At 66.3% G+C, this 20,266-nt stretch carries 22 protein-coding genes; 7 read left to right on the top strand and 15 right to left on the bottom strand.

The window, feature by feature from the left end:
- Positions 1-49: 49 nt before the first annotated feature.
- Complete coding sequence (locus K7711_RS31465) at positions 50-601, top strand: DinB family protein (protein WP_222973718.1); 552 nt, start codon at positions 50-52, stop codon at positions 599-601.
- A gap of 58 nt (positions 602-659) precedes the next feature.
- Here the strand turns inward: K7711_RS31465 and K7711_RS31460 are convergent, their stop codons facing one another.
- The 3 genes from K7711_RS31460 to K7711_RS47920 are packed head-to-tail and all read right to left on the bottom strand — an operon-like array spanning position 660 to position 2,969.
- The gene (locus tag K7711_RS31460; protein ID WP_222973716.1) at positions 660-1,646 is read right to left on the bottom strand and encodes an alpha/beta hydrolase; all 987 of its coding nucleotides are present in this window, start codon (positions 1,644-1,646) and stop codon (positions 660-662) included.
- 56 nt (positions 1,647-1,702) lie between these two features.
- A complete protein-coding gene (locus K7711_RS31455) occupies positions 1,703-2,668 on the bottom strand; it encodes an LLM class flavin-dependent oxidoreductase (protein ID WP_222973714.1) in 966 nt (321 codons plus the stop codon).
- A complete protein-coding gene (locus K7711_RS47920) occupies positions 2,661-2,969 on the bottom strand; it encodes a DUF1330 domain-containing protein (protein ID WP_308015037.1) in 309 nt (102 codons plus the stop codon). The genes K7711_RS31455 and K7711_RS47920 overlap by 8 nt, the downstream gene beginning before the upstream one ends.
- Positions 2,970-3,282: 313 nt before the next feature.
- On the opposite strand from K7711_RS47920, the gene K7711_RS31445 reads away from it, so the two are divergent.
- Positions 3,283-4,077 (top strand): SDR family NAD(P)-dependent oxidoreductase, encoded by a 795-nt coding sequence (locus tag K7711_RS31445; RefSeq protein WP_222973712.1) that lies wholly within the window; start codon positions 3,283-3,285, stop codon positions 4,075-4,077.
- 51 nt (positions 4,078-4,128) lie between these two features.
- Here K7711_RS31445 and K7711_RS31440 read toward each other — a convergent pair whose 3' ends face one another.
- The 11 genes from K7711_RS31440 to K7711_RS31390 form a co-directional block, all read right to left on the bottom strand.
- Positions 4,129-4,314, bottom strand: coding sequence for a ferredoxin (locus tag K7711_RS31440; protein WP_222973710.1), 186 nt, complete (start codon positions 4,312-4,314; stop codon positions 4,129-4,131).
- Complete coding sequence (locus tag K7711_RS31435) at positions 4,311-5,609, bottom strand: cytochrome P450 (RefSeq protein ID WP_222973709.1); 1,299 nt, start codon at positions 5,607-5,609, stop codon at positions 4,311-4,313. Before K7711_RS31435 ends, K7711_RS31440 begins: the two co-directional genes overlap by 4 nt.
- 353 nt (positions 5,610-5,962) lie before the next feature.
- Positions 5,963-6,898 (bottom strand): cyclase family protein, encoded by a 936-nt coding sequence (locus tag K7711_RS31430; RefSeq protein ID WP_222973707.1) that lies wholly within the window; start codon positions 6,896-6,898, stop codon positions 5,963-5,965.
- Positions 6,898-7,836 (bottom strand): SDR family NAD(P)-dependent oxidoreductase, encoded by a 939-nt coding sequence (locus K7711_RS31425; protein WP_222973706.1) that lies wholly within the window; start codon positions 7,834-7,836, stop codon positions 6,898-6,900. Before K7711_RS31425 ends, K7711_RS31430 begins: the two co-directional genes overlap by 1 nt.
- A gap of 13 nt (positions 7,837-7,849) precedes the next feature.
- Positions 7,850-9,448 (bottom strand): flavin-containing monooxygenase, encoded by a 1,599-nt coding sequence (locus K7711_RS31420; protein WP_222973704.1) that lies wholly within the window; start codon positions 9,446-9,448, stop codon positions 7,850-7,852.
- A complete protein-coding gene (locus K7711_RS31415; RefSeq protein WP_222973702.1) occupies positions 9,445-10,392 on the bottom strand; it encodes a hypothetical protein in 948 nt (315 codons plus the stop codon). The genes K7711_RS31420 and K7711_RS31415 overlap by 4 nt, the downstream gene beginning before the upstream one ends.
- Positions 10,393-10,429: 37 nt before the next feature.
- Positions 10,430-11,671: a cytochrome P450 gene (locus K7711_RS31410; RefSeq protein WP_222973696.1), complete on the bottom strand. Its 1,242-nt coding sequence runs from the start codon at positions 11,669-11,671 to the stop codon at positions 10,430-10,432.
- Between the two features lie 84 nt (positions 11,672-11,755).
- Complete coding sequence (locus K7711_RS31405) at positions 11,756-12,493, bottom strand: SDR family NAD(P)-dependent oxidoreductase (protein ID WP_222973690.1); 738 nt, start codon at positions 12,491-12,493, stop codon at positions 11,756-11,758.
- 34 nt (positions 12,494-12,527) lie between these two features.
- Positions 12,528-12,887: a carboxymuconolactone decarboxylase family protein gene (locus K7711_RS31400; protein WP_372460208.1), complete on the bottom strand. Its 360-nt coding sequence runs from the start codon at positions 12,885-12,887 to the stop codon at positions 12,528-12,530.
- Positions 12,888-13,143: 256 nt separating this feature from the next.
- Positions 13,144-13,932 (bottom strand): SDR family NAD(P)-dependent oxidoreductase, encoded by a 789-nt coding sequence (locus K7711_RS31395; RefSeq protein WP_222973688.1) that lies wholly within the window; start codon positions 13,930-13,932, stop codon positions 13,144-13,146.
- A 68-nt stretch (positions 13,933-14,000) separates the two neighbouring features.
- A complete protein-coding gene (locus tag K7711_RS31390) occupies positions 14,001-14,648 on the bottom strand; it encodes a cysteine hydrolase family protein (RefSeq protein WP_222973687.1) in 648 nt (215 codons plus the stop codon).
- Positions 14,649-14,806: 158 nt separating this feature from the next.
- Here K7711_RS31390 and K7711_RS31385 point away from each other — a divergent pair, with 158 nt between their 5' ends.
- Positions 14,807-15,730 (top strand): LLM class F420-dependent oxidoreductase, encoded by a 924-nt coding sequence (locus K7711_RS31385; protein ID WP_308015048.1) that lies wholly within the window; start codon positions 14,807-14,809, stop codon positions 15,728-15,730.
- Positions 15,731-15,755: 25 nt separating this feature from the next.
- A complete protein-coding gene (locus K7711_RS31380) occupies positions 15,756-16,793 on the top strand; it encodes a dihydrodipicolinate reductase (protein ID WP_222973680.1) in 1,038 nt (345 codons plus the stop codon).
- A gap of 92 nt (positions 16,794-16,885) precedes the next feature.
- Here the strand turns inward: K7711_RS31380 and K7711_RS31375 are convergent, their stop codons facing one another.
- Complete coding sequence (locus K7711_RS31375; protein WP_222973679.1) at positions 16,886-17,755, bottom strand: mycofactocin-coupled SDR family oxidoreductase; 870 nt, start codon at positions 17,753-17,755, stop codon at positions 16,886-16,888.
- Positions 17,756-17,977: 222 nt separating this feature from the next.
- On the opposite strand from K7711_RS31375, the gene K7711_RS31370 reads away from it, so the two are divergent.
- The 3 genes from K7711_RS31370 to K7711_RS31360 are packed head-to-tail and all read left to right on the top strand — an operon-like array spanning position 17,978 to position 20,224.
- Entirely contained in the window at positions 17,978-19,054 is a 1,077-nt protein-coding gene (locus K7711_RS31370) for an alcohol dehydrogenase catalytic domain-containing protein (protein WP_222973677.1), read from the top strand.
- A gap of 32 nt (positions 19,055-19,086) precedes the next feature.
- The gene (locus tag K7711_RS31365) at positions 19,087-19,893 is read left to right on the top strand and encodes an SDR family NAD(P)-dependent oxidoreductase (RefSeq protein WP_222973675.1); all 807 of its coding nucleotides are present in this window, start codon (positions 19,087-19,089) and stop codon (positions 19,891-19,893) included.
- Positions 19,894-19,909: 16 nt separating this feature from the next.
- Positions 19,910-20,224 (top strand): NIPSNAP family protein, encoded by a 315-nt coding sequence (locus K7711_RS31360; RefSeq protein ID WP_222973673.1) that lies wholly within the window; start codon positions 19,910-19,912, stop codon positions 20,222-20,224.
- Positions 20,225-20,266 lie beyond the last annotated feature (42 nt).

Raw genomic sequence — 20,266 nt, 5'->3', positions numbered from 1 at the left:
GCGTTGTCCTCGAACCGAACGAACACCGATCACACGGAGGACGAACACCATGGCCGACCACGCCACCCTGAGCACCCCGAAGACCGACGGCGCCCTGACCGGCGAGCGCGCGGACCTGCTCGCGGAGATCGCCCAGGCTCGGTACTTCCTGCGTTTCACCGTTCGCGAGCTGTCGGACGAGCAGCTCGCGCTGCGCCCGACGTCCAGCGAGTTGTGCCTGGGCGGCCTGATCAAGCACGTGACCGCGGTGGAACGCGGCTGGGTGGATTTCATCGTGCAGGGCAGGTCGGCGATGAAGGATTTCGACGATATGACCGAGGAGGACTGGACCCGGCGCGCCGACGAGTTCCAGATGCTGCCGGGTGACACCCTGGCCGACATCCTCGCCGCCTACGCGGAGGTGGCCGCGCGTACCGACGAAATCGTCGCCACCACACCCGATCTGAACGCCGTCCGCGAACTGCCCACGGCGCCGTGGAACCAGGACACCCATTGGACGGTCCGGCGGGCGCTGCTGCACATCGTCGCCGAGACCGCCCAGCACGCCGGCCATGCCGACATCATTCGCGAGGCCATCGACGGCGCCAAGACGATGGGCTGACCACCCGGACCTTCCGGTCGGAACCGAGCGCCGGGGCCGTCATCGGCCCCGGATCGCCTCACGGCCGAGTCGGCTGTGTCTCCCAGCAGGTCGCGAGGAAACGGCGGATCTCCCGGGTGCGTTCGTCGTCCTCCGGGGCGCGGCCCAGGAAACCGCCGTGCCCCGCGGCTTCCCAGACGTGCAGGTCGGCGGGGATGTCGGCGGCGCGCAGGGCACGGTGCAGGCGGACGGTGTCGGACAGCAGCACGTCGCGGGTGCCCGAGAGCAGGATGGTCGGCGGGAAACCCCGGTGGAAGTCGGCGAACACCGGCGACAGATACGGGTCGCGCGGGTCGTGACCGGCGGCGTACAGCTGTAGCGGCGTGGCCGAGCCGAGCAGGTTGTCCAACCCCAGGTTGGTCTGCCAGGTGTCCCCCGATCCACTCAGATCCGATGGGGGCGTTGCCAATACGACTCCCGCGGGCATCGGCAGTCCCTCGTCGCGGGCGCGCAGCACCGTCGCGGCGGCCAGGTTCGCGCCCGCGGAGACGCCGCCGATCACGATCTCCTCCGGTGACCGCTGCGCCAGGAGGGCACGGTAGGCGGCCAGGCAGTCGTCCGATGCCGCGGGGAACGGATGATCCGGCGGCATGCGGTAGTCGACCGACCACGAACGAACACCCACCCGGTACGCGTTGTCGATGCCACGGATCCGGCAGATCTCACCGCCGCCCTGGACGAATCCGCCACCGTGAATTTCCAGATAGACGCGGCGGTCGTCCGGTGCGATGCCGTCCGGGGTGATCGCGTACACGCGGGCCGGTCCGACCGCGATCTGCTCGACCTCGGCGGTCGCACCCGATCCGGGCGCCATCCGTAGTGTGGCGCCGTCGAGTTCGGCGATCAGGGCCCGCCAGGCATCCGGATCGTCCAGTGGCGGCCACTGCGGTTCGGGTGCGATCCGGCCGAGAGCCAGCACGGCCCGCGCCTGCGCGCTGACCGACTCCGGCACCGGGATCTCCCGTGCCGCCAGCCGCAGTGCGGGCCGCATATCACCACCGGTCATCATCGAACTCCTTGGTAGCAGCGGTCTTCGAGCCGCATCACGCACCGGTGCACGGGTCAGTGCCGGATCGAGGCGAAAGCGCGTAGCTCGCGCGGTACGTCGGGGCCGGTCGGCAGGTACATCACCTCACGGAATCCTGCGGCGGCCAGCCCGGCCAATTCCGCAGCGAGCCGGTCTCGGTCGCCGACCATCGTGGTGGTGTCGATGTGGTCGAGCAGGCCGCGGTCGCGATCGGTCAGGTGGGTGTGATGGCCTTCGAAAGCCAGCAAATGGCGTTCTGCTTGCGGGGCAAGGGTTTCCAGCTGCTGACGCCAGGTCGAGCCACCCGGCAGGGCATCCACCGCCGCGGGTCCGCCGTGGGCGTACGCGGAGTGCCAGCGAACGACTCGGCACGGTCCGATCGCTTCGCGTACCCGAAGGTCCTGCGGAGACTCCCCCGGCTCGAGCACCGTTCCCGAGACCATGGTGGCCGTGGGCAGGGATGGATGTACCGGTCCGATGACGCCGTCCGCCACGGCGCTCGCCACCTGTGCCCCGCGCGGACCGAATACGCTCAGCCACAACGGAACTTCGATCGGACGGGACGCGGTCAGTCCGTCGGCGTGCAGCATCCGGGCGGGCTTCTCGTCGATGACGACCGTCTCCCCGGCCAGCAGCCCACGGACCGCACTGGTGTAGCGAGCCAGAGCATCCAGGGGCATCGGCCGCTGCCCCATCGCCAGCCGGGCGGTGAAACCCGTCCCGAAGCAGACCCGCAGGCGGTCGGCGGAAATCCGGGCGACGGTCGCGATCGATGCGGCCATCGCCATCTCCGAGCGCTGGGTGGGTATCGCGACCGCGATCCCGAATCGGCTCCGGCTCGTTCGCTCGGCCGCCAGGGCGAGATGGACGAACGGGTCCTCCCACAGCGGCGCGGAATCGTTGATCCATATCCGCGCGTAGCCCAGCGATTCCGCCAGCACGGCCAGGTCGGCGAAGGCCGGGCCCGGCGGCAGCGCGCAGGAGAGTTCGAACTCAGTCATGGTGCGGCACTTCGAAACCCGCCACGATGACCACATTGCAGTCGGCCGCGGCCTGCCGCAGCGGCTTGGCCTGCCGATAGCTCTCCGAGTCGTACCAGGCGTGCGCGGCCTCCACCGAGGCGAACTCCATCACCACCGTCCGGGTGCCGTGCCAGGAGCCCTCGAGTACCTCCGGATTCGAATCGACCGACAGCACCGAGACGCCGCCATCCATCATCGATGCTCCCGCTGCCCGCTCGTACGCGGTCATGCCCGCCGCATCGTGCACGTCCTCGGTCACGATCACATACGCCTTGGCCACCGAGCCATCCTTCCTTCGAGCTCTCCGCACGATGAGCGGAGATTCATGATCCTGATTCTGGAGGATTTCGGACCCGAACACCAGAGATCGAGCATTTCTCGAAGACAAAAGAGATAGCCGGCTCGACAATCCAATGCAATCAGAGTACTGATCTACAGGAACCGGCAGACCGCAGCAACGGTCGGCAGGTGGATTCACCCTCGCACCTATGCATGATACATGTAGCGTGCATATGACACACCGGTTCGGATCGGCCAACGGACGACCCGACACCGCCTCGTCAGCAGCCACAGACCTCCGAACCATCGAACGGATGAGGACCGACATGGACGATTTCGCACACCGCTACGGACCGGTCGCGGTGATCACCGGCGCATCCTCGGGCATCGGCCGCTCGTTCGCGACCCAATTGGCAACGCGCAAAATGGATCTCGTGCTGGTCGCTCGCCGCCTGGACAGATTGCAGCAGCTCGCCGAGGAGCTGAGCAGCGCGCACGGTGTCCGGGTCACGGTGCAGCAGGCCGACCTGGCCGATCCGACGGCCGCGGCCGGGATCGTGGACGCGGTCGCCACCCTCGACGTCGGACTGCTGGTCAGCAACGCCGGATTCGGCGTGAAGGGCGCGTTCGAACTCGGCGACGCCGGAACGCTCACGGACATGATGACCGTGAACTGCCACACCCCCACCCAGCTCGCACACGGGCTCATCCCGCACCTGAAACAGCGCGGACGCGGCGGAATCCTGTTCACCAGTTCGGTCGAGGGATTCCTCGGATGCCCGTTCTCCGCGGGCTATTCGGCGAGCAAGGCGTATATGACCGCACTCGGCGAAGCCTTGTGGGGTGAGCTGACTCCGCTGGGTCTGGACGTTCTGACGCTGTGCCCCGGCGCGACCGACACCGAGGCTCCGCGACTGCAGGGCATCGACCCCGCCAACCTGCACGATCTGATGTCCCCCGACGACGTCGCCGCCTCGGCCCTGGAACACCTCCGGCACGGGCCGACGCACGTCCCCAGCGAGCACTACCGGCGACAGTTCGAACAACTCCTGACCATGCCGCGCGACCAAGCGCTCACGGCCATGGCCAAGGCCGTGAGCGGTGTATGAAACACGCTGCCGGGGTGAATGATTCGACATTCACCCCGGCACCGTGGCAAGTCACCCGAGGACGATGGCGCGCTCCGGACAACCGCGTTCGGCCTCGCGTACCGCAGCTTCGAACCCGGGGTCGACCTCCGCGACCGCTTCGGCGTAGCCGTCGTCGGTCAGCGTGAAGACCTCCGGACAGATGGTCAGACAGATGCCGTGCCCGCGGCACCGGTCCGCGTCGACCTCCACCTTCACCGGGAAACCCCTTCCACCACATCGAATTCCAGGTGCAGCGCGGTCAGCCCGCGCAGCACGAAGGTCGGAACGTACTCGTATTCGCGCGCCTGCGCCGGACCGTGCACTCGTTCGTCGATGCGAATGTCGGTGGTGCGCTGGAACAGCCGCTCCAGGGCCACTCGAGCCTCGGCGCGGGCCAGCGGCGCACCCGGGCAGGTGTGGATTCCGCGACCGAATGCGATGTGCGAGCGCGCATTCGAGCGCGCGGGATCGAACGTCGCGGGGTCTTCGAAACGGAGCGGATCGCGATTGGCCGCACTGTTGACCACCATCAGCGTCGTTCCCGCGGGCAGATCCACGCCGCCGACGGTGACCGGGACGCGCGAGAGCCGGAAGTCGCCCTTGACCGGACTCTCCGTGCGCAGCACCTCCTCGAGGAAATTCGTTGTGCGACTCGGGTCCTCACGAAGCCACCGCTGCAGATCGGGACGTTCGGCAATGAGCCGCAGCGCCGTGCTGAGCAGTCGCACGGTCGTTTCCTGGCCCGCGGAGAACAGATTCGCCGCCACCCGGACCACATCCATCACCTCCGGCTCCGTGCCGTCCGGAAATGCGGTGGTGGCCATGCTGGTGAGGACGTCGCCGCGCGGCTCGCGGCGACGATCCTCGATGTAGGCGGAGAATTTCTCGTACAGGAATTCGATCGGATTGTGCTCCATCGCCTCGCCGTCGACATTGCCGACGCCGGGCCCTTCCCGATGCGGATCCCGTTGCAGCGCATGCAGGAATTCGGCCTGGTCGTCCTCGGGCACGCCCAGCAGATCGGCGATCACGTACAGGGTGAACGGTCCGGCGAAGTCGCGGATGAAATCTCCCGAGCCCGCGGCCAGATAGTCGTCGAGCACCCGATCGGCGAGCGCCCACATGGCATCCTCGTTCTCCTTGAGGCGCTTGGGCGTGATCAGGCGCATCAGCAGACCCCGATGCTGGGTGTGCATCGGCGGATCGAACGTCGGCAGCTGATCGCTCAACGGCAGCTCGTCGCGGTGCCGCTCGATCTGCTCGCTGATGTCATCGCCCTCCAGCGGAACCGGGAACCCCGGGAACGGGCCGGTCACCGAGGTGCAGGAGGAGAAGTGCTCGGTGTCGTTCAGCACGGCGAGCGCTTCCTCGTACCCGGTCACCATGTAGACGCCGTGGTGATCTTCCCGCTGCACCGGACACTGCGCGCGCAACGCGTCGAAGTAGGGATACGGGTCGGCGAGCAACTCCGTCCCCAGGAAGAAATCGGCCGTCTTGCTCTCGTCCGCCATTGCGGGATTCCTTTCGGCACGGCTGGCGATGTCCCGCTGCCGCGCGCAGTCACCACGCAGCCGATGCGAAACACATGATATCGATTGATGATACTTATATTTCCATCGGCCACCGGACTCGTCAAACGGAGAGCGCGCGAGCGCGTCGGCCCGATCATCGGGTTACGCCGAGATGCCTTCTGTATTAATCGGAATTCGATTCACACCGATCGGGCTCCCGACTACCGAGACTTCCGATCGAATGTCGTTCGAGCGTGATTGAGAACACTTTTCAGACGACCGCACCTCACCGTCCACACCCGCGGTGGACAGCGAAATCCGCGCCCTCGAAGCGGATTTCGCTGTCCCGCAGATCACTTCAGGGCGATGGGCGTGAGTGGGGAGCCGACCGCGCCGGTCACTTTCAGGCCGGTCGCGCAGAGCATGAACTCCCACACGCCGTCCTGCTCGCAGTCCCGCACCAGTTCCTCGAAGTTGAACATCTCGCCGAGGGTCAGGCCCATATCGCGGATGACGACCTGGTGGAACGGGATGATCGCGTTCTCGATCGGGCTGGGCCACGACTCACCGGTGGAGTTGTCGATCGCCAGCGCGGCGACCTCACGATCGTGCAACCACCGGCACATGTCGATACAGGGGCCAGGCGCGTTGCCGAGGAAACGTTCGCGATCGCCCTCGAGGAACCACTTGTAGGAACCCGTACGGAGGCAGACGATATCGCCGGATTCGACGCGCACCCCCTGACGCTCCTCCGCGGCGAGCACGTCCGCCTCGGTGATCTGGTACGAATCCTCCAGGCGGTCGACGCCTTTCACCGCCGGAATGTCCAGCAGCACACCACGGGAGATGAGCCGGTCGACCACCTTGGGGAACGAGTTGCGCGCCGCGCCGGTGAAGTTGTTCACCGCGGCGGCGGGAACGTCGTTGTAGAACTTCCCGCCGTAGCCCACATGCGCCAGGCCGTCCCACTGGGTGGCGGACTGCAGACCCGTGATGACCATGTCGTCGGCGGAGATCATGCCGTCGGGCGAACTCGCGGTGTCCGAGGGCAGCAGCGTCATGACGTGGACCGGGTTGTTGCGGAACCCCGCGCCCTTGAACGGCCCCTCGCTGTCGAAGGACATGCCGAGATCGAACGCCTTGCCGGTCCGCACGAGTTGCGCTGCCCGAACACGCTTCTCGGGCGTGACGAAGTTCAGCGTACCGACCTCGTCGTCCGCACCCCAGCGACCCCAGTTGTTCAGCTCTTTGCCGAGTTCGTGTTGGGGCCAGACCTTTTCGTCACTCATCACGCGTCTCCTGCTCGATGTGCCATGTAATGCCCCACGCAATCCAGGAGACTGGTGGGCACGTAGTAATCCGAACGGTCCTTGATGCGAACCAGATTGGCCGCGACGTCGTCGACGGTGGTCGCGTGCGGATCCGCCGGCAGATAGCCGTCGGTGACGCCGACGAACAGATGGGCGAACCGCCCGCCACCCGCGAGATACGCCTCACCGCTGACCTCGCACGCCTCGTGGGCGAGATAGCCGACCATCGGCGCGACCAGGGCCGGATCCATGATGTCCGTGGTGTCGCGGCCCTCTTCCCGCAGCGAGTCCATTCCCTCGGACTCTCCCCCGGCCATCCGCGTCATCGCGTTGGGCGCGATGACATTGATCTTGATGTCCCGGTCACCGGCCGACACCGTCATACTCTTGGCCATGCCCAGAACCGCCGATTTGGCCACGGCGTAGCCGAGATTGTCCGGCAGCCCGAACATTCCGATCGAACTGGTGATGACGATGCGGCCGTAATTCTGCTCGACCATGTGCGGCCAGGCCGCGTGGATGGAATTGAACGCGCCCTTCACGTGGACGGCCAGATGGCTCTCGATATTGTCGACGTCCACCTCGGGCAGTCCGGCGAACCGGACGTTACCCGCGTTGTTGACCACGATATCGATCCGCCCGAACTGCTCGAGCGCGGTCTGCACCGGGGACGCGCCGCCCGCCACGGTCGAGATATCGCTGGTGTCGGCGACCGCCGCACCACCCGCGTCGTTGATCTCGGTCGCAACCTGTTGTGCGGGACCGGAATCCGAGCCCGACCCGTCCATCGCGCCGCCGAAATCGTTCACCACGACCTTCGCGCCGAGTTCACCGAGCAGGCGTGCGTACGCGCGCCCGATGCCCCGCCCCGCTCCGGTGACGACCGCGACCCGATCGTCGAACCTGTATTTCTCCATATTTTCTTTCACCTCATCCCAGGAAGCCCTGGTATTTGGATTCCAGGACCTCGCCGAGCGCTTCGCGCAGTTTGGGCCGACCGGCCGGGTTGAGCAGGAATGCCTTCGGCTTGCCCTCGATATTCGTGCCGTAGAAATAACTGTGGTCACCGAAGGAGGAGTAGACGGACATCTCCGCGACCATCCGGTTCCACGCGTCCTCGATCTCCAGGGGCACCTCGATCGCGGTGTACTCGTGGTCGCGGGCGAACCGGATCAGCTCGTCGACGAATTGGACCTGATCCCCGCCGTACCGCGGGTTGTTCCCCGCCGCGCCGTGCGGACCGGCCGGGAAGAAGAAGTTCGGGAAACCGTGCGCCATCACCCCGGCGAAGGTGTGCGGCCCGTCGGCCCAGTACTCCTCGAGCGCCAGACCGCCACGACCGCGAATCCCCATCCGGTTCAAAGCGCCTGTGCCGAAATCGAATCCGGAGGCCCACACGATGATGTCGAATTCGCGCAGCCCGTCGGTCGTCTCGATGCCCGACTCGGTCACCCGGGTGATGGGCGTATCCCGCAGATCGACCAGCGAGACCTTCGGGTCGTTGTAGACCTCGAAATAGCCGGTCACGAAGGGCGGGCGCTTACCGGCCCAGCCGTGATCGCGCGGAATCAATTTCTCGGCGGTGTCCGGATCCTTGACTATCTCGCGGATCTTCTCGGCCATGAACGTGCACCAGTCGGCGTTCGCGGCCGGGTCGTTCATCGTATCCGCGTAGTGACTGATCACCTTGGAGAAGCCTGGACTGGTCCACATCTTCTCGTAGAAGGCGCGGCGTTCCTCGGCGGGGACGTCGAAGGTGTTCGTTTCCTGGAGTTGATGCAGGAAACCGCTGACGGATTCGTCGAGCGTCTCGCGCATCTGCTCGAATCCGGCCTTCAACTCGGCCTGCTGCTGCGCGCCGATGGGTTCGTTGCCCAGCGGGGTGCACCAGTTGGGTGAGCGCTGGTACACCGTCAGCGAGGCCACCTCATCGGCCACCGCCGGAATCACCTGCACGCCACTTGATCCGGTGCCGATCACCGCGACGCGCTTGCCGCGGAAGTCGACCGGCTCGTCCGGCCACAGGCCGGTGTGGTGCTGCACGCCACGGAAGTCGTTGCGGCCGGGAATATTCGGGAAAACCGGGATGGACAGCACACCGGTGGCCGAGACCAGGAATCGCGTGCGCAACTCGGTCCCGTCGCTCGCGCGGACCAGCCAGGTCGCTGAGGACTCGTCGAACTCCGCGGCGGTGACCCGCGCGCCGAAACGAATGTGCGGTCGCAGATTCAGCTTGTCGACCGCGTAGTTGAAGTAGCGCTCGTTCTCGGGCTGCCCCGCGAATCGCTCCTGCCACTCCCAGCCCTTGAACAGTTCCTCGGAGAACAGGTAGCCGTAGGTGTAGCTCTCCGAATCCAGGCGCGCGCCGGGATACCGATTCCAGTACCAGACCCCGCCGACGCCGTCACCGGCCTCCAGGAGCTGGGCGGAGAATCCGGCCTCCAGGGCGCGATGGAGTTGCTCGATTCCGGTGACGCCGGCACCGACGACGAGGACATCCACATCGATGTCCACGGTGGATTTCGTCATCGCGCACTCCGGGGATCGCCGGGGGTGAGCTGCGTGGTGAAGCCCCAGGGAATACCGAGAGCGTTCTTCGGCTCGACGATGATCACCTCGTCGGTCCGGGTACGGATGCCGATCCCCTGTGCCTGCAACTGGTTCGCGACCCGATCCAGATCGGCCACCTTCCAGGTGATCGTGTGATAGGTGTCGTTGGGCGCGTTGCCGATCCAGTCCGCGTGTGCGGCCGTGTCCGGATCGGGCACGGCGTATTCGAACACCGCGTCGGCGAGATGCACGTATGTGCTTCGCGCACCGAGAACTTCGTTGCGTCCCTCGTGAATCACCTTGCCGCCCAGTCCATCCACGACCACCTTCAGGCCACGTTCGGGCCGATCGGTCAGCACCGTGTGGTGCGAGCACCGTTCCAGACCCAGCGGGTCGTCGTCGGAGACCGGCGGCAGCTGCCAGCCCTCGGCCAGCCGGTGGTCGAGCGGGAACGGGATCTGCGGCAGGAATTCGTACCGCAGTCCGGCGCTCTCGGGCGTGGTGAAGTAGATCGGCATCGGCGAGCCGGGCGCGCTGGGCGGATCCTCGCCGTCGGCGACCTGATCCATCTGCCCGACCATCGCGATGTCCAGGCTCCGCAGGGCGCGATACGCCGCAACGGCATCCTTCACGTACCAGCCGAACCCCTTCAGATGCGGCTCGTCGACCGTGGGGTAGCGCTGAATGCCGTCCAGCACATAGTTCTTCGGGTCGATGGTATCGAACAGAACGTCGTTGATAGGGGTGAAGGTGGAATAGTTTGTCGGATACCCGGGGCTGGCCGGAGCATCGCGGGTCATCTCGGCCATCGGCCGGCTCTTGCGGCCGAACACCCGCTCGAACCACGCTTCGGCCTCGCTCAGGCTGGGCACATGATGGCTCGGGTGATACAGCCGAGTCACCTGGAATTCGTGATCGGACATGGAGATCTCCAATTTTTTTTCTTTTTCCGGCTGGTCGCTACCAGGCGACCGGAAGCTCGTAGATGCCGTAGGCCTGCGAGTCCTCCTTGAACCGCAGTTCTGCCACGCTGGTCGCCAGCCGCAGCGTCGGAATACGCCGGAACAGCGTGCTGAACACGACGTGCAATTCGATACGCGCCAACTGCTGACCGACGCACTGGTGCGGACCCCATCCGAATGCGTGATGGTGCGAGGCGGTGCGAGCCAGGTTGAGCACACCCGGCTCCGGGAAAGCATCGGCATCCCAGTTCGCCGCCGGCAGCGAGGCGATGATGCCCTCGCCCTTACGGATCGTCTCGCCGCCGAACTCGATGTCCTCGGCCACCGCACGCCGGGCCAGCAGATGCGGAATGGTGAGATAGCGCAGCAATTCCTCGACCGCGTTCACCACGTATTTCGGATCGTCCGCATTCTCCCGCAGTGCCGCGAGCTGGTCAGGGTGCTGCAACAGCAGTGCGGTGCCGAGGGTGATCATATTGGCGCTGGTGTCGTGACCGGCGACCAGCAGAATATGCCCGAGCGGCGCGGCCTCGTCCATGCTGAGCACGCCTTCCTTGACGCGCGCGCCCAGGTCGGACAGGACGTCCTCCTGCGGATCGTCCATCTTGGCCTCGATGAGGCCGCCGATGTACTTCAGCAGCGCCGCGTTCGTGGCCGCGGACTCCTCAGGAGTCTTGTTGACCGCGTTGACGACTCCCGCATGTTCCTGGAAGAAATCATGATCCCCGTAGGGCACGCCGAGCAGTTCGCAGATCATCAGCGACGGCAGCGGAAGCGACAGGACCTCGTTGAGTTCGGTCGGATTGGGACCGGCCAGCATCTTGTCGATCAGGTCGTCGGTGATCTTCTGAATGGCCGGACGCAACTTCTCCATGCGATGCCGGGTGAACGAGCTGGTCAGCATCCGGCGCCACCGAGCGTGCTCCGGACCGTCGGTGTTGTTGATGGAGGGCCGCATCTCGGCCGCGTGCGCCTTCATCGCCTCGGTGGTGTGCGGATATCCCGCCCGCCCGATCCCGGCGCTCAGGCGCGGATCCATCAGCAACGTACGTTGCGCGGCGTGGCCGGTGACCAGCCACGGCGTCGTGCCGTCCCAGATCGTGACACGACGGATGGGCTTGTCCGGGTCGTGCAGTTCGAGCAGCCCCGGCGGCGGCTCGAACGGGTTCTCCACCGACCTCGGTGCCGGGAAATCCGGCGCCTGATCGGCCCGTCCGGAATCAGTCACGGTTTCGGTCATTTTCGTCACCTCGGTAATTCCCTGGAACGGGGTGGCGTCCAGAGTGATGTCATTTCTTGCGGAGTTCCGAGCAGGCGTCGCCGCTCAGAAGAAATACCGGCCGCCGTTGACGCTGAGCGTCTGGCCCGTCACGTAACCCGCTTCCTCGGACGCGAGATAGGCGACCGCGTACGCGATGTCCTCGGGCTGCCCGACACGTTTCATCGGCATGGCGGGTGCGATCTGCTCGGGATCGAATCCCTCGCGCATCAGCGGAGTGTCCACGGTCCCGGGCGGGACATTGTTGACGGTGATGCCCTTCTCGATGAATTCGAGCGCGAGGGCCTTGGTGAAACCGACCACGCCGCCCTTGGACGCCGCGTAATGGGTCACCGCCGGGCCACCGGTCTGTGCCGAGGACGAGGAGATGTTCACGATCCGCCCCCAGCCCGCCTCGAGCATATCGGGAATGAGCGCCTGGGTGACCAGGAACGGGCCCTTGAGATTGACCCGGATTATCCGGTCCCAGTTCTCCTCGGTGAGATCCAGAAATGCCGAATACTTGGTGATACCAGCATTGTTCACCAGAATCGTCACCGGCCCGAGTTCCGCGCGGGTCTGCTCCGCGGACCGCTTGACGGTCGCCGCGTCGGCCGCATCGCCGATGACGGCGATCGCCTTCCCGCCCGCCTCCCGAATCTGCGCGACGGTTTCTTCGGCGTCGGTCTCGTTCAGATCCCACACCGCGACCGCCGCACCCCGGGCCGCGAGCACGGTCGCGATGGCGCGACCGATCCCGCGCCCGCCGCCGGTTACGACCGCATTCCTGCCTTCATGTGTCACCGGGACTCCTCTCCTGATAAATAAGTCCACTCAATCAGCTGATGTTGGCGTTCTGTCCGAGTGCGGCACGGGCCGCCTTCCGCGCGGCCATCGCGCGCGGGAAGCCCGCGTAACCGCTGGAGTGATAGACGACCTCGGCGATCTCGTCCTCGGTGAGCCCGTTGCCCAACCCGATCCGCACATGACTGCCGAGCTCGTCCTCCGCGCCCAGCGCGATCAGGATGCCCAGCGTCACGAGGCTGCGGTCGCGCTTGCTCAGACCCTTGCGGGCCCACAGCGCCGCCCACACTCCGACCAGGCCGATCTCGGTGATCTCGTCGGCGAACAGGCCGTCTCGCAGGTCATCGGCGGACATCGAACTGCCGGGGTAGGCGGCGCCCACGATCGAACCCATCGTCTCCATGCCCAGGGCATACAGATCGGGCGCGTCGGCGGAACCGGCGGCGGCCTGGGGAACGTTCTCGGTCATGGGGCAGGACTCCTATCGCACACCCGCCGCCCGCGACCGGGCGGCGACGAGGCTCGGTAAGTTGTACCGATCGGTCAGAATAATTACGATCACCATACACCCCCACCGCGAGTCCCGATATCAATCGATACACTTTTTTCTACGTCGCATCACGGCAGCCGCCTGGCGGCAATCCTGCGGTTCAGTCGATCGAGCGGCCCGGATTCTCCGCGCCCATCCCGGAGTAGCCGATCGAGTAGCCGCCGTCCACCGGCAGCGCCGCACCGGTGATGTAGGAGGCTTCGTCACTGGCCAGAAACAGTGCCGCCGAGGCGATCTCGTCGGACAGACCCCATCGGTCGATCGGAATTCCCGGCACCCGGTCGACCCCGGGCGGCGGTTCCGGCGACTCCTGCGACATCGGGACCAAACCGGTCCAGATCGTGCCGGGACATACCGCGTTCACCCGGATCCGATCGTCGGCGTAGTCCAGGGCGGCGGCCCTGGTCATCTGATTGACGCCCGCTTTGGCCGCACCGTACACGGAGTGGTGTTTGAAACCGACGAGCGAGGTCGCCGAGGAGATGTTCACGATGGAACCGCCGCCGGTTCTCCGCATCGACAGCACGCCGTACTTCATGCAGAAGAACACGCCCTTGAGGTTCACATCGTGCACGCGGTCCCAGTTCTCGGTGGTCTGCTCGTGCAACGGCATGAGGCCGCCACCGAACCCGGCGTTGTTCACCAGGATGTCGATGCGGCCGAAGGCATCCTCCGCCGTGGTGATCAGTCGCCGCACGTCGTCCTCGTCGCCGACATCGGCCTTGATTCCTATTGCGCTGCCGCCGATTTCGGCGGCGACCTTTTCAGCCCTGCCGCTGATACTGGCGCCGACCACGTACGCCCCCTCCGCGGCGAACCGGTGCGCGATCGCCTCGCCGATACCCGAACCCGCGCCGGTGATCACGGCGACCTTGTTGTGCAGACGCATTCGAACTCCTCGAGATGTGGTGACTGCCCCACGGGTGGTTCCGGGGACAGGATGTGAACCTGTCGATGTCAACCCGCGGCAACGGCCGATCCGGGTCCGTTCACACGTAGTGTCGCGGCGATGTCATCGGCCGTGGCGACGGTGGCCAGCAGCGGAAACGTATGCGCCACTTGGAAATCGTGGATCTCGCGTGAGCTGCCCGCGATGCAGTCCTCGGCCACGACCACGCCGAAGCCGCGGTTGACCGCCTCCAGACAGGTCCCCGGGACGCCGATATTGGTGGAAACTCCCGCGACGACGACCGTGCGAACCTCCCGCTGCCGCAGGACCGATTCGAGTTCGGTGCCGTGAAAGGGCGAGAGGCCGTGCACTCTGCGCAGGACGTAATCGCGGTCGTCGGGGGTGAGATCCGGATGGATCTCGGCGTCCGGATAGCCCTGCACACACCTGCCGCGCTTGGCCAGCGCACCCAGTAGCAGGCAGGACGACACGGTTCCCAGGCCGTCGGGCCGCAGCACGATGGTCGAGTGCACGACCAGCGTTCCGGTGCGGCGACACACATCGGCCAGCTCGGCGATGTGTGCGACGACGTTCCGGACCCGAATCTGTTCGACCAGGCCCGCGTTCTGGCTGAAATCCCCGTTGATCATGGCGTTCTGACATTCGTTGATGATCAGGGCCGAGCGCTCCCCGCGATCGAGACCACGCACGCCCATGGTGACTCCTCCACACAAGATTGGTCAATACAGGATATTGAATACATCGCCTGGCGGCTCGATCGTGCTGAATTCAGCCGACCCAGGCGAGGGCAGTTGATATATTATGATACTCTTTTGATCAACTCTGGGAGTGCGCGTGCGATTCACGGTCGAACATCCGGTCGGGCAGCGGGACTGCGACCCGGAACTGTACGGACCCGAGGGGCATGACGCGATTCGTCCGCGCCGCCGAGGAGGCGGGGTTCGATGCGGTCGCGTTCACCGAACATCCGGCCCCGTCCGCGAAATGGTTCTCCGGCGGCGGTCATGCGAGCCTGGATCCACTTGCCGCCCTTGCCTTCTGCGCTGCCGCGACACAGCGGATCCGGCTGCTGACCTACATGCTCGTGCTCCCCTACCGCAACCCCCTGCTGACGGCCAAGACCATCGCCACGGTCGATCGGCTCTCCGGCGGCAGGCTCACGATCGGCGTGGGCGGCGGTTATCTGCGGTCCGAATTCGGCGCTGTCGGAGTCGATTTCCAGGAGCGGGGAGCGCTGTTGGACGAGGCGCTCGAAGTGCTCGGCGAACTGTGGAAGGCCGAGTCCTACCGGATCGAGGGGCGGCACTTCACCGCCCGTGGCCAGGTCAGCCTCCCCGGGCCGACGCAGCGTCCGCATCCGCCGATCTGGGTGGGCGGCAACAGCCGCAAGGCTCGACAGCGGGTCGCGCGGGCAGGCCAGGGCTGGGCTCCGCTGCTGCTCGGCGAGCGGCTCGCCGAGACCGCGCGGACCGCCGCCCTGAGCTCGCCGGACGAGCTGGCGACGGCTGTGGCCGAACTGCGCGAACTGCTGGAGCAGGCCGGTCGCGCCGCGGACCGGATCGACGTCCAGGTCCATTCGCCGCAGACCGACTTCGCCCGGCGCGCAACACTTTCCATCGACGAGCATCGACACCATCTCGGCGAACTGGGTGATGCCGGGGCCACCTGGTTCGTCGTGCGCATCCCGGGCGGGGACCTCGCGGCCGCGTGCGATGCGGTGCGCGCCTACGGGCGCGATGTCATCGCCGCCGCGCACACCGACCCGAACCGTCGATGACGGCAGCAGCAGAACAGGAGACCGCATGATCCGCGTAGCCCAATGTTTCACCGGCGGAATAGGTTCGGAGATCGTCCGCCGGCTGGCGCACCATCCGCACATCGAGCTGGTCGGCGTCCTGGTGCACAGCGAGGACAAACAGGGCAGGGACGTCGGGGAGATCGTGGGCATCGCGCCGATCGGCCTGCGCGCGACCGGCACGTTCGAGGACATCCTCGCGCTGCGCCCGGACGTGGCGATCTGGAGTGCACAGGGGTACGACCCGGCGCGAATCGCCAGGCTGCTGGAGGCCGGCATCAATGTCTACGCCCAGCTGGGCGGGCACTTCATGGCCGGGCAGCCCGAGCAGGAGCTGATCGAATCCGCCTGCCGCCGTGGATCTTCCAGCATCGTCGCCGGTGGCAACATCCCCGGATTGATCAGTGACGTGCTGCCGCTGTTCCTGTCCGGCTACACCAACGACGTCCGGCACATCACCGCACACCAGCGCAACCACGTCGCGCACTACCCGTCGGCGAGCCAGATCCACGACCGGCTGGGCATCGGCCGCGCCGCCGACGACATTCCGTCGGATCGGTGGGAGTGGCTGATGGGCATGTCGGCCCGCATGGTCGCCACCGGCCTGGGAATTCCGTTCTCCGAGTTGCGAACTCGCTCACGAGAGACCCGTCTGGCGCCCGAGACGGTCACCCTGCCGGGCAGCGGGCTGGTCGTGGAGGCCGGAACCGTGGGCGGCGTGCGGTGGACCTGGGACGCCTACAGCGGCGACCACGTCTTCCTGACCATCAAGAACGAGCAGACCGCCGTCTACGGACTCGGCGACGACTGGCGACGCGACGAATCCACACCCGCCTGGACCGTCACCTTCGACGCCTCACCGCCCGTCGTCGCCACCATGAGCTGGCCCACCGCAGTGCCCTCGGCCGAGGCCAACGCCCAGCTCAACGCGGCCCGCGCGGTGAATTTCATCCCCGCACTGGTGGCCGCGGAACCGGGACCGCGCAGCGTGCTGGACCTGCCACTGATCACCGGCAGCGAAACGGGACGACCCGCCGTCGGCTGACCTCGTGCGGAAGGGTCGCCCGATCGGCAGACGAGATCGGGCGGCCCTCCCGTGCCGGCCGGGTGGGCCGCCCGCAGCTCGGACCGCGCGACTCACGTGTGGCTTGCCGCGTACCCGCCGCCCACGTCGATCGTGCTGCCCGAGATGTACTTCGCCCGGTCCGAGGCGAGGAACAGCACCGCGTTGGTGATCTCCTCCGGCTGCAGCATCGCCACCGGCATCGGAACCTTGCCCCCGCTCAGGATCTTCCGGTCGACGTCGGCATCGGTCGGATTCTCCAGTTCGGGGTTGTAGAGGCGGCGGGTGAACTCGTTGCGCACGATCGGGGTGTCGATGGTCGCCGGGCAGACCGCGTTGACGCTGATGTTGTACCGGCCCAGGTCGATCGCCGAACCCTTCACCAGTCCGATCACGCCCCACTTCGACGCGTTGTAGTGCGCCAGGTTGGGCAGGCCCAGGCGTCCGGCGCCCGACGCGGTGGCGATGATCCGGCCCGAGCGCTGCTCGACCATGATCGGGGCCACGGCGCGAATCGTGTTGTAGACGCCGGTCAGATTGGTCTGCAGGACCGCGTCGAACTGGTGGTCGGGCATCTGGTGAATCGGTGCGGCCGAGTAGATCCCGGCATTGGCGACGGCGATATCGATCCGGCCGAACTCCCGCATGATCGAATCCACGAAACCGTTCAGCGCCACGCGATCCCGGACGTCGGCCACGGCGGACAGGCAGCGCCGCCCGAGGGCCTCGACCTGTCTGCGCGTGGTGTCCAGATCGCCGGGCGCGCCCGTGGGCACCGGCATCTCCGGATCCTGTTCCTCGATATCGCAGATGGCGATGTCCGCGCCCGCGGCCGCGAGAGCGAGCGCATGGCAGCGGCCCTGCCCCCGACCGCCGCCGGTGATGAAGGCGATTTTGCCTTCGAACTCGTCGTCCGCCTGGCTCCGCGTCGGTGTGCTGGTCAAGGTGGGGCCGTCCTCTCGTTCACGTCGATATCTGAACGGAAATCAGTATACGTAGATTGGGCAGATCCGAACCATTTCGCAAGATCTGGGCATAGCATCTCTAGATAAAGGATCATCTATTTAAAGGACAGCGCTGCCGAGGTGGTCGTATCGAAACCCCCGGAGCGCGACGTCGAACCGGATTCGACGTCGATCGTCCTGCCGCACAAGGAGCTTCGAGGTATGAGAGTCGGATATGCCGACAAGGTCGGCGAATTCACCGTCGGCGAGCTGCGGGCACTGCCACCGGGCCCGCACGATGTCGTGGTGCAGGTCGGCGCCAGCGGCATCTGCCACAGCGACCACAGTGTGCTCGCCGGAACCATGCCCTTCGAGTTGCCGCTCGTCCTGGGCCACGAACTGGCGGGCACGGTGCTGGAAGTGGGTTCCGAGGTCACGCGGGTCCGGCCGGGCGACAAGGTGATCGGCGCGAGCAAACCCTCCTGCGGACAGTGCTGGTGGTGTGTGCGCGAGTATCCGTACCTGTGCACCGAGGGGTTGAAGGTGTGGAACACCCCGCGCTACGCGCTCGACGACGATCGCACCGTCGGATTGTTCTGCGGCCTGGGCTCGTTCGCGGAAACTACCGTCCTGCACGAACTCTCGGTGGTCCCGGTGCATACCGACCTGCCGTTCGAACAACTCGCGATCATCGGCTGCGCGGTGAACACCGGCGCCGGAGCGGTTTTCAACACCGCCGGGGTCCGGCCCGGTGATCAGATCGCCGTCCTGGGCCTCGGCGGGGTGGGCATGTCGATCGTCCAGGCGGCGGCGGTCGCCGGTGCGACCCGGATCATCGCCGTGGATCCTGTTCCCGGAATACGTTCGCTCGCACTGGAACTCGGTGCGACGGACGTGCTGGACTCGCTGCCGGGCCCGGAACTGGTCGCACAGGTACAGGAGCTGACCGGCGGCCGCGGCGTGGACGCCGGATTCGAGGCGGTCGGCCGGGTGGACACGATCACCAGCGCGTACCGGATGACGCGTCGCGCCGGAATCGTCGTGACGGTCGGCGCTCCGGACAGCTCGTCCACGCTCGAACTCGGCGGCTGGGAGGCGGTCAGCAGCGGCAAGAAGCTCACCGGCTCGCTGGCGGGCGATGCGAACGCCGATCGTCAGCTGCCGAATCTGGTGCGACTGGCCGAGACCGGCCGCCTCGACGTCGGCCGCTTGGTCACCGATCGGATCGCACTGGACGCGCAGCAGATCCTGCGGTCGTTCGACGTTCACGACGGTATCCGCACCGTCGTCATCCCCTGATCCCCGTCTCGGAAATATCGGAAGGACAACAGATGCCAGGTCTCATGCAGGACAAGGTCGCCATCGTCTCGGGTGCGGGGCAGGTCGGCGGACTGGGGCACGAAAGCGCCCTGATACTCGCGCGGGAGGGGGCCACGGTGGTCATCTCGGCGCGTTCACCGGACGGTCTGGCCGAGAGCGCTGCCTCGATCGAGGCAGCGGGCGGCAAGGTACTGGCCGTGCGGACCGACGTCGCCGACCCGGCGCAGTGCGAGCGACTCGTACGGAGCACGATCGCGGAGTTCGGCAGGATCGACTGCCTGGTCAACAACGCGTTCAACGCCAGCCCGCGCGGACTGCTCGCCGAGGCAGACCTGGACGCCTGGCGCGGCGTGTTCGAGGTGAACTTCTGGGGCTCGGCGCGGCTGTGCCAGCTGGTGCTGCCGCAGATGAAGGCACAGCGCAGCGGTTCGATCGTGAATGTGCTGGCGCACATCATCTTCAAGCCGCAGCGGATCCCCCCGACCGGCATGTTCGCCTACGCCTGTTCGAAGAGCGCGCTGTACACGCTGACCCAGGGCCTCGCGCTGGAGGTGGCCGAGTACGGCATCCGGGTCAACGCCCATGTCCCCGGCTATATGGATGGTCCGAGCGTGCGCTCGAGTTTCGAACGGCTCGAGCGAGAAGGCAAGGGGTCGTGGGCGACCGAGGAGCAGGCCGTGCTGGAGATGATCCCGCAGCGCCGGATTCCCACCACCGCGGAATGTGCCAAATCCGTGCTGTTCTTCGCCTCGGACGAGCTGTCCAGCGTGGTCACCGGGCAGGCGCTGCTGGTCAACGGCGGCGAGGCGCTGCACTAGGAAAGGATACGGCGCAATGTATTTCGAATTGCGGGAATACCAGATGGCATTCACCGCCTCGGCCGACTATCTGCAGAGCTTCCGGACCGTCGGGCGAAAGATCATGCACGAGAGCGGATTCGACATCGTGGGCGCGTGGACCACGGAGATCGGACCGGACACCAACAGCACGCTGGTCTGGATGATTCGCTGGGACAGCCTGGAACACCGCACCCGGGCGTTCGAGGCATTCCGCGCGCACCCCGGCTATCCGGCGTTCATCCAGGAGAATACGGGCCGGGTGGTCAAGATCCTCACCAGAATCCTGAACCCGGTGCCCGCGGCGGACTGAAACGATGCGCAGGTGGTGGCCAACCCACCGCCTGCGCATACC

The organism is Nocardia coffeae, assembly GCF_019890715.1.
In the GTDB taxonomy this organism is placed as follows: domain Bacteria; phylum Actinomycetota; class Actinomycetes; order Mycobacteriales; family Mycobacteriaceae; genus Nocardia; species Nocardia jiangxiensis.
This window is presented reverse-complemented; position numbering and strand designations above follow the sequence as displayed.

Bases quoted from the DNA above. Each gene is read 5' to 3' on its own strand.
- K7711_RS31465 (WP_222973718.1), top strand. From the start codon at position 50: ATGGCCGACCACGCCACCCTGAGCACCCCGAAGACCGACGGCGCCCTG.
- K7711_RS31460 (WP_222973716.1), bottom strand. From the start codon at position 1,646: ATGACCGGTGGTGATATGCGGCCCGCACTGCGGCTGGCGGCACGGGAG.
- K7711_RS31455 (WP_222973714.1), bottom strand. From the start codon at position 2,668: ATGACTGAGTTCGAACTCTCCTGCGCGCTGCCGCCGGGCCCGGCCTTC.
- K7711_RS31445 (WP_222973712.1), top strand. From the start codon at position 3,283: ATGAGGACCGACATGGACGATTTCGCACACCGCTACGGACCGGTCGCG.
- K7711_RS31435 (WP_222973709.1), bottom strand. From the start codon at position 5,609: ATGGCGGACGAGAGCAAGACGGCCGATTTCTTCCTGGGGACGGAGTTG.
- K7711_RS31430 (WP_222973707.1), bottom strand. From the start codon at position 6,898: ATGAGTGACGAAAAGGTCTGGCCCCAACACGAACTCGGCAAAGAGCTG.
- K7711_RS31425 (WP_222973706.1), bottom strand. From the start codon at position 7,836: ATGGAGAAATACAGGTTCGACGATCGGGTCGCGGTCGTCACCGGAGCG.
- K7711_RS31420 (WP_222973704.1), bottom strand. From the start codon at position 9,448: ATGACGAAATCCACCGTGGACATCGATGTGGATGTCCTCGTCGTCGGT.
- K7711_RS31415 (WP_222973702.1), bottom strand. From the start codon at position 10,392: ATGTCCGATCACGAATTCCAGGTGACTCGGCTGTATCACCCGAGCCAT.
- K7711_RS31410 (WP_222973696.1), bottom strand. From the start codon at position 11,671: ATGACCGAAACCGTGACTGATTCCGGACGGGCCGATCAGGCGCCGGAT.
- K7711_RS31400 (WP_372460208.1), bottom strand. From the start codon at position 12,887: ATGGGTTCGATCGTGGGCGCCGCCTACCCCGGCAGTTCGATGTCCGCC.
- K7711_RS31395 (WP_222973688.1), bottom strand. From the start codon at position 13,932: ATGCGTCTGCACAACAAGGTCGCCGTGATCACCGGCGCGGGTTCGGGT.
- K7711_RS31390 (WP_222973687.1), bottom strand. From the start codon at position 14,648: ATGGGCGTGCGTGGTCTCGATCGCGGGGAGCGCTCGGCCCTGATCATC.
- K7711_RS31380 (WP_222973680.1), top strand. From the start codon at position 15,756: ATGATCCGCGTAGCCCAATGTTTCACCGGCGGAATAGGTTCGGAGATC.
- K7711_RS31370 (WP_222973677.1), top strand. From the start codon at position 17,978: ATGAGAGTCGGATATGCCGACAAGGTCGGCGAATTCACCGTCGGCGAG.
- K7711_RS31365 (WP_222973675.1), top strand. From the start codon at position 19,087: ATGCCAGGTCTCATGCAGGACAAGGTCGCCATCGTCTCGGGTGCGGGG.
- K7711_RS31360 (WP_222973673.1), top strand. From the start codon at position 19,910: ATGTATTTCGAATTGCGGGAATACCAGATGGCATTCACCGCCTCGGCC.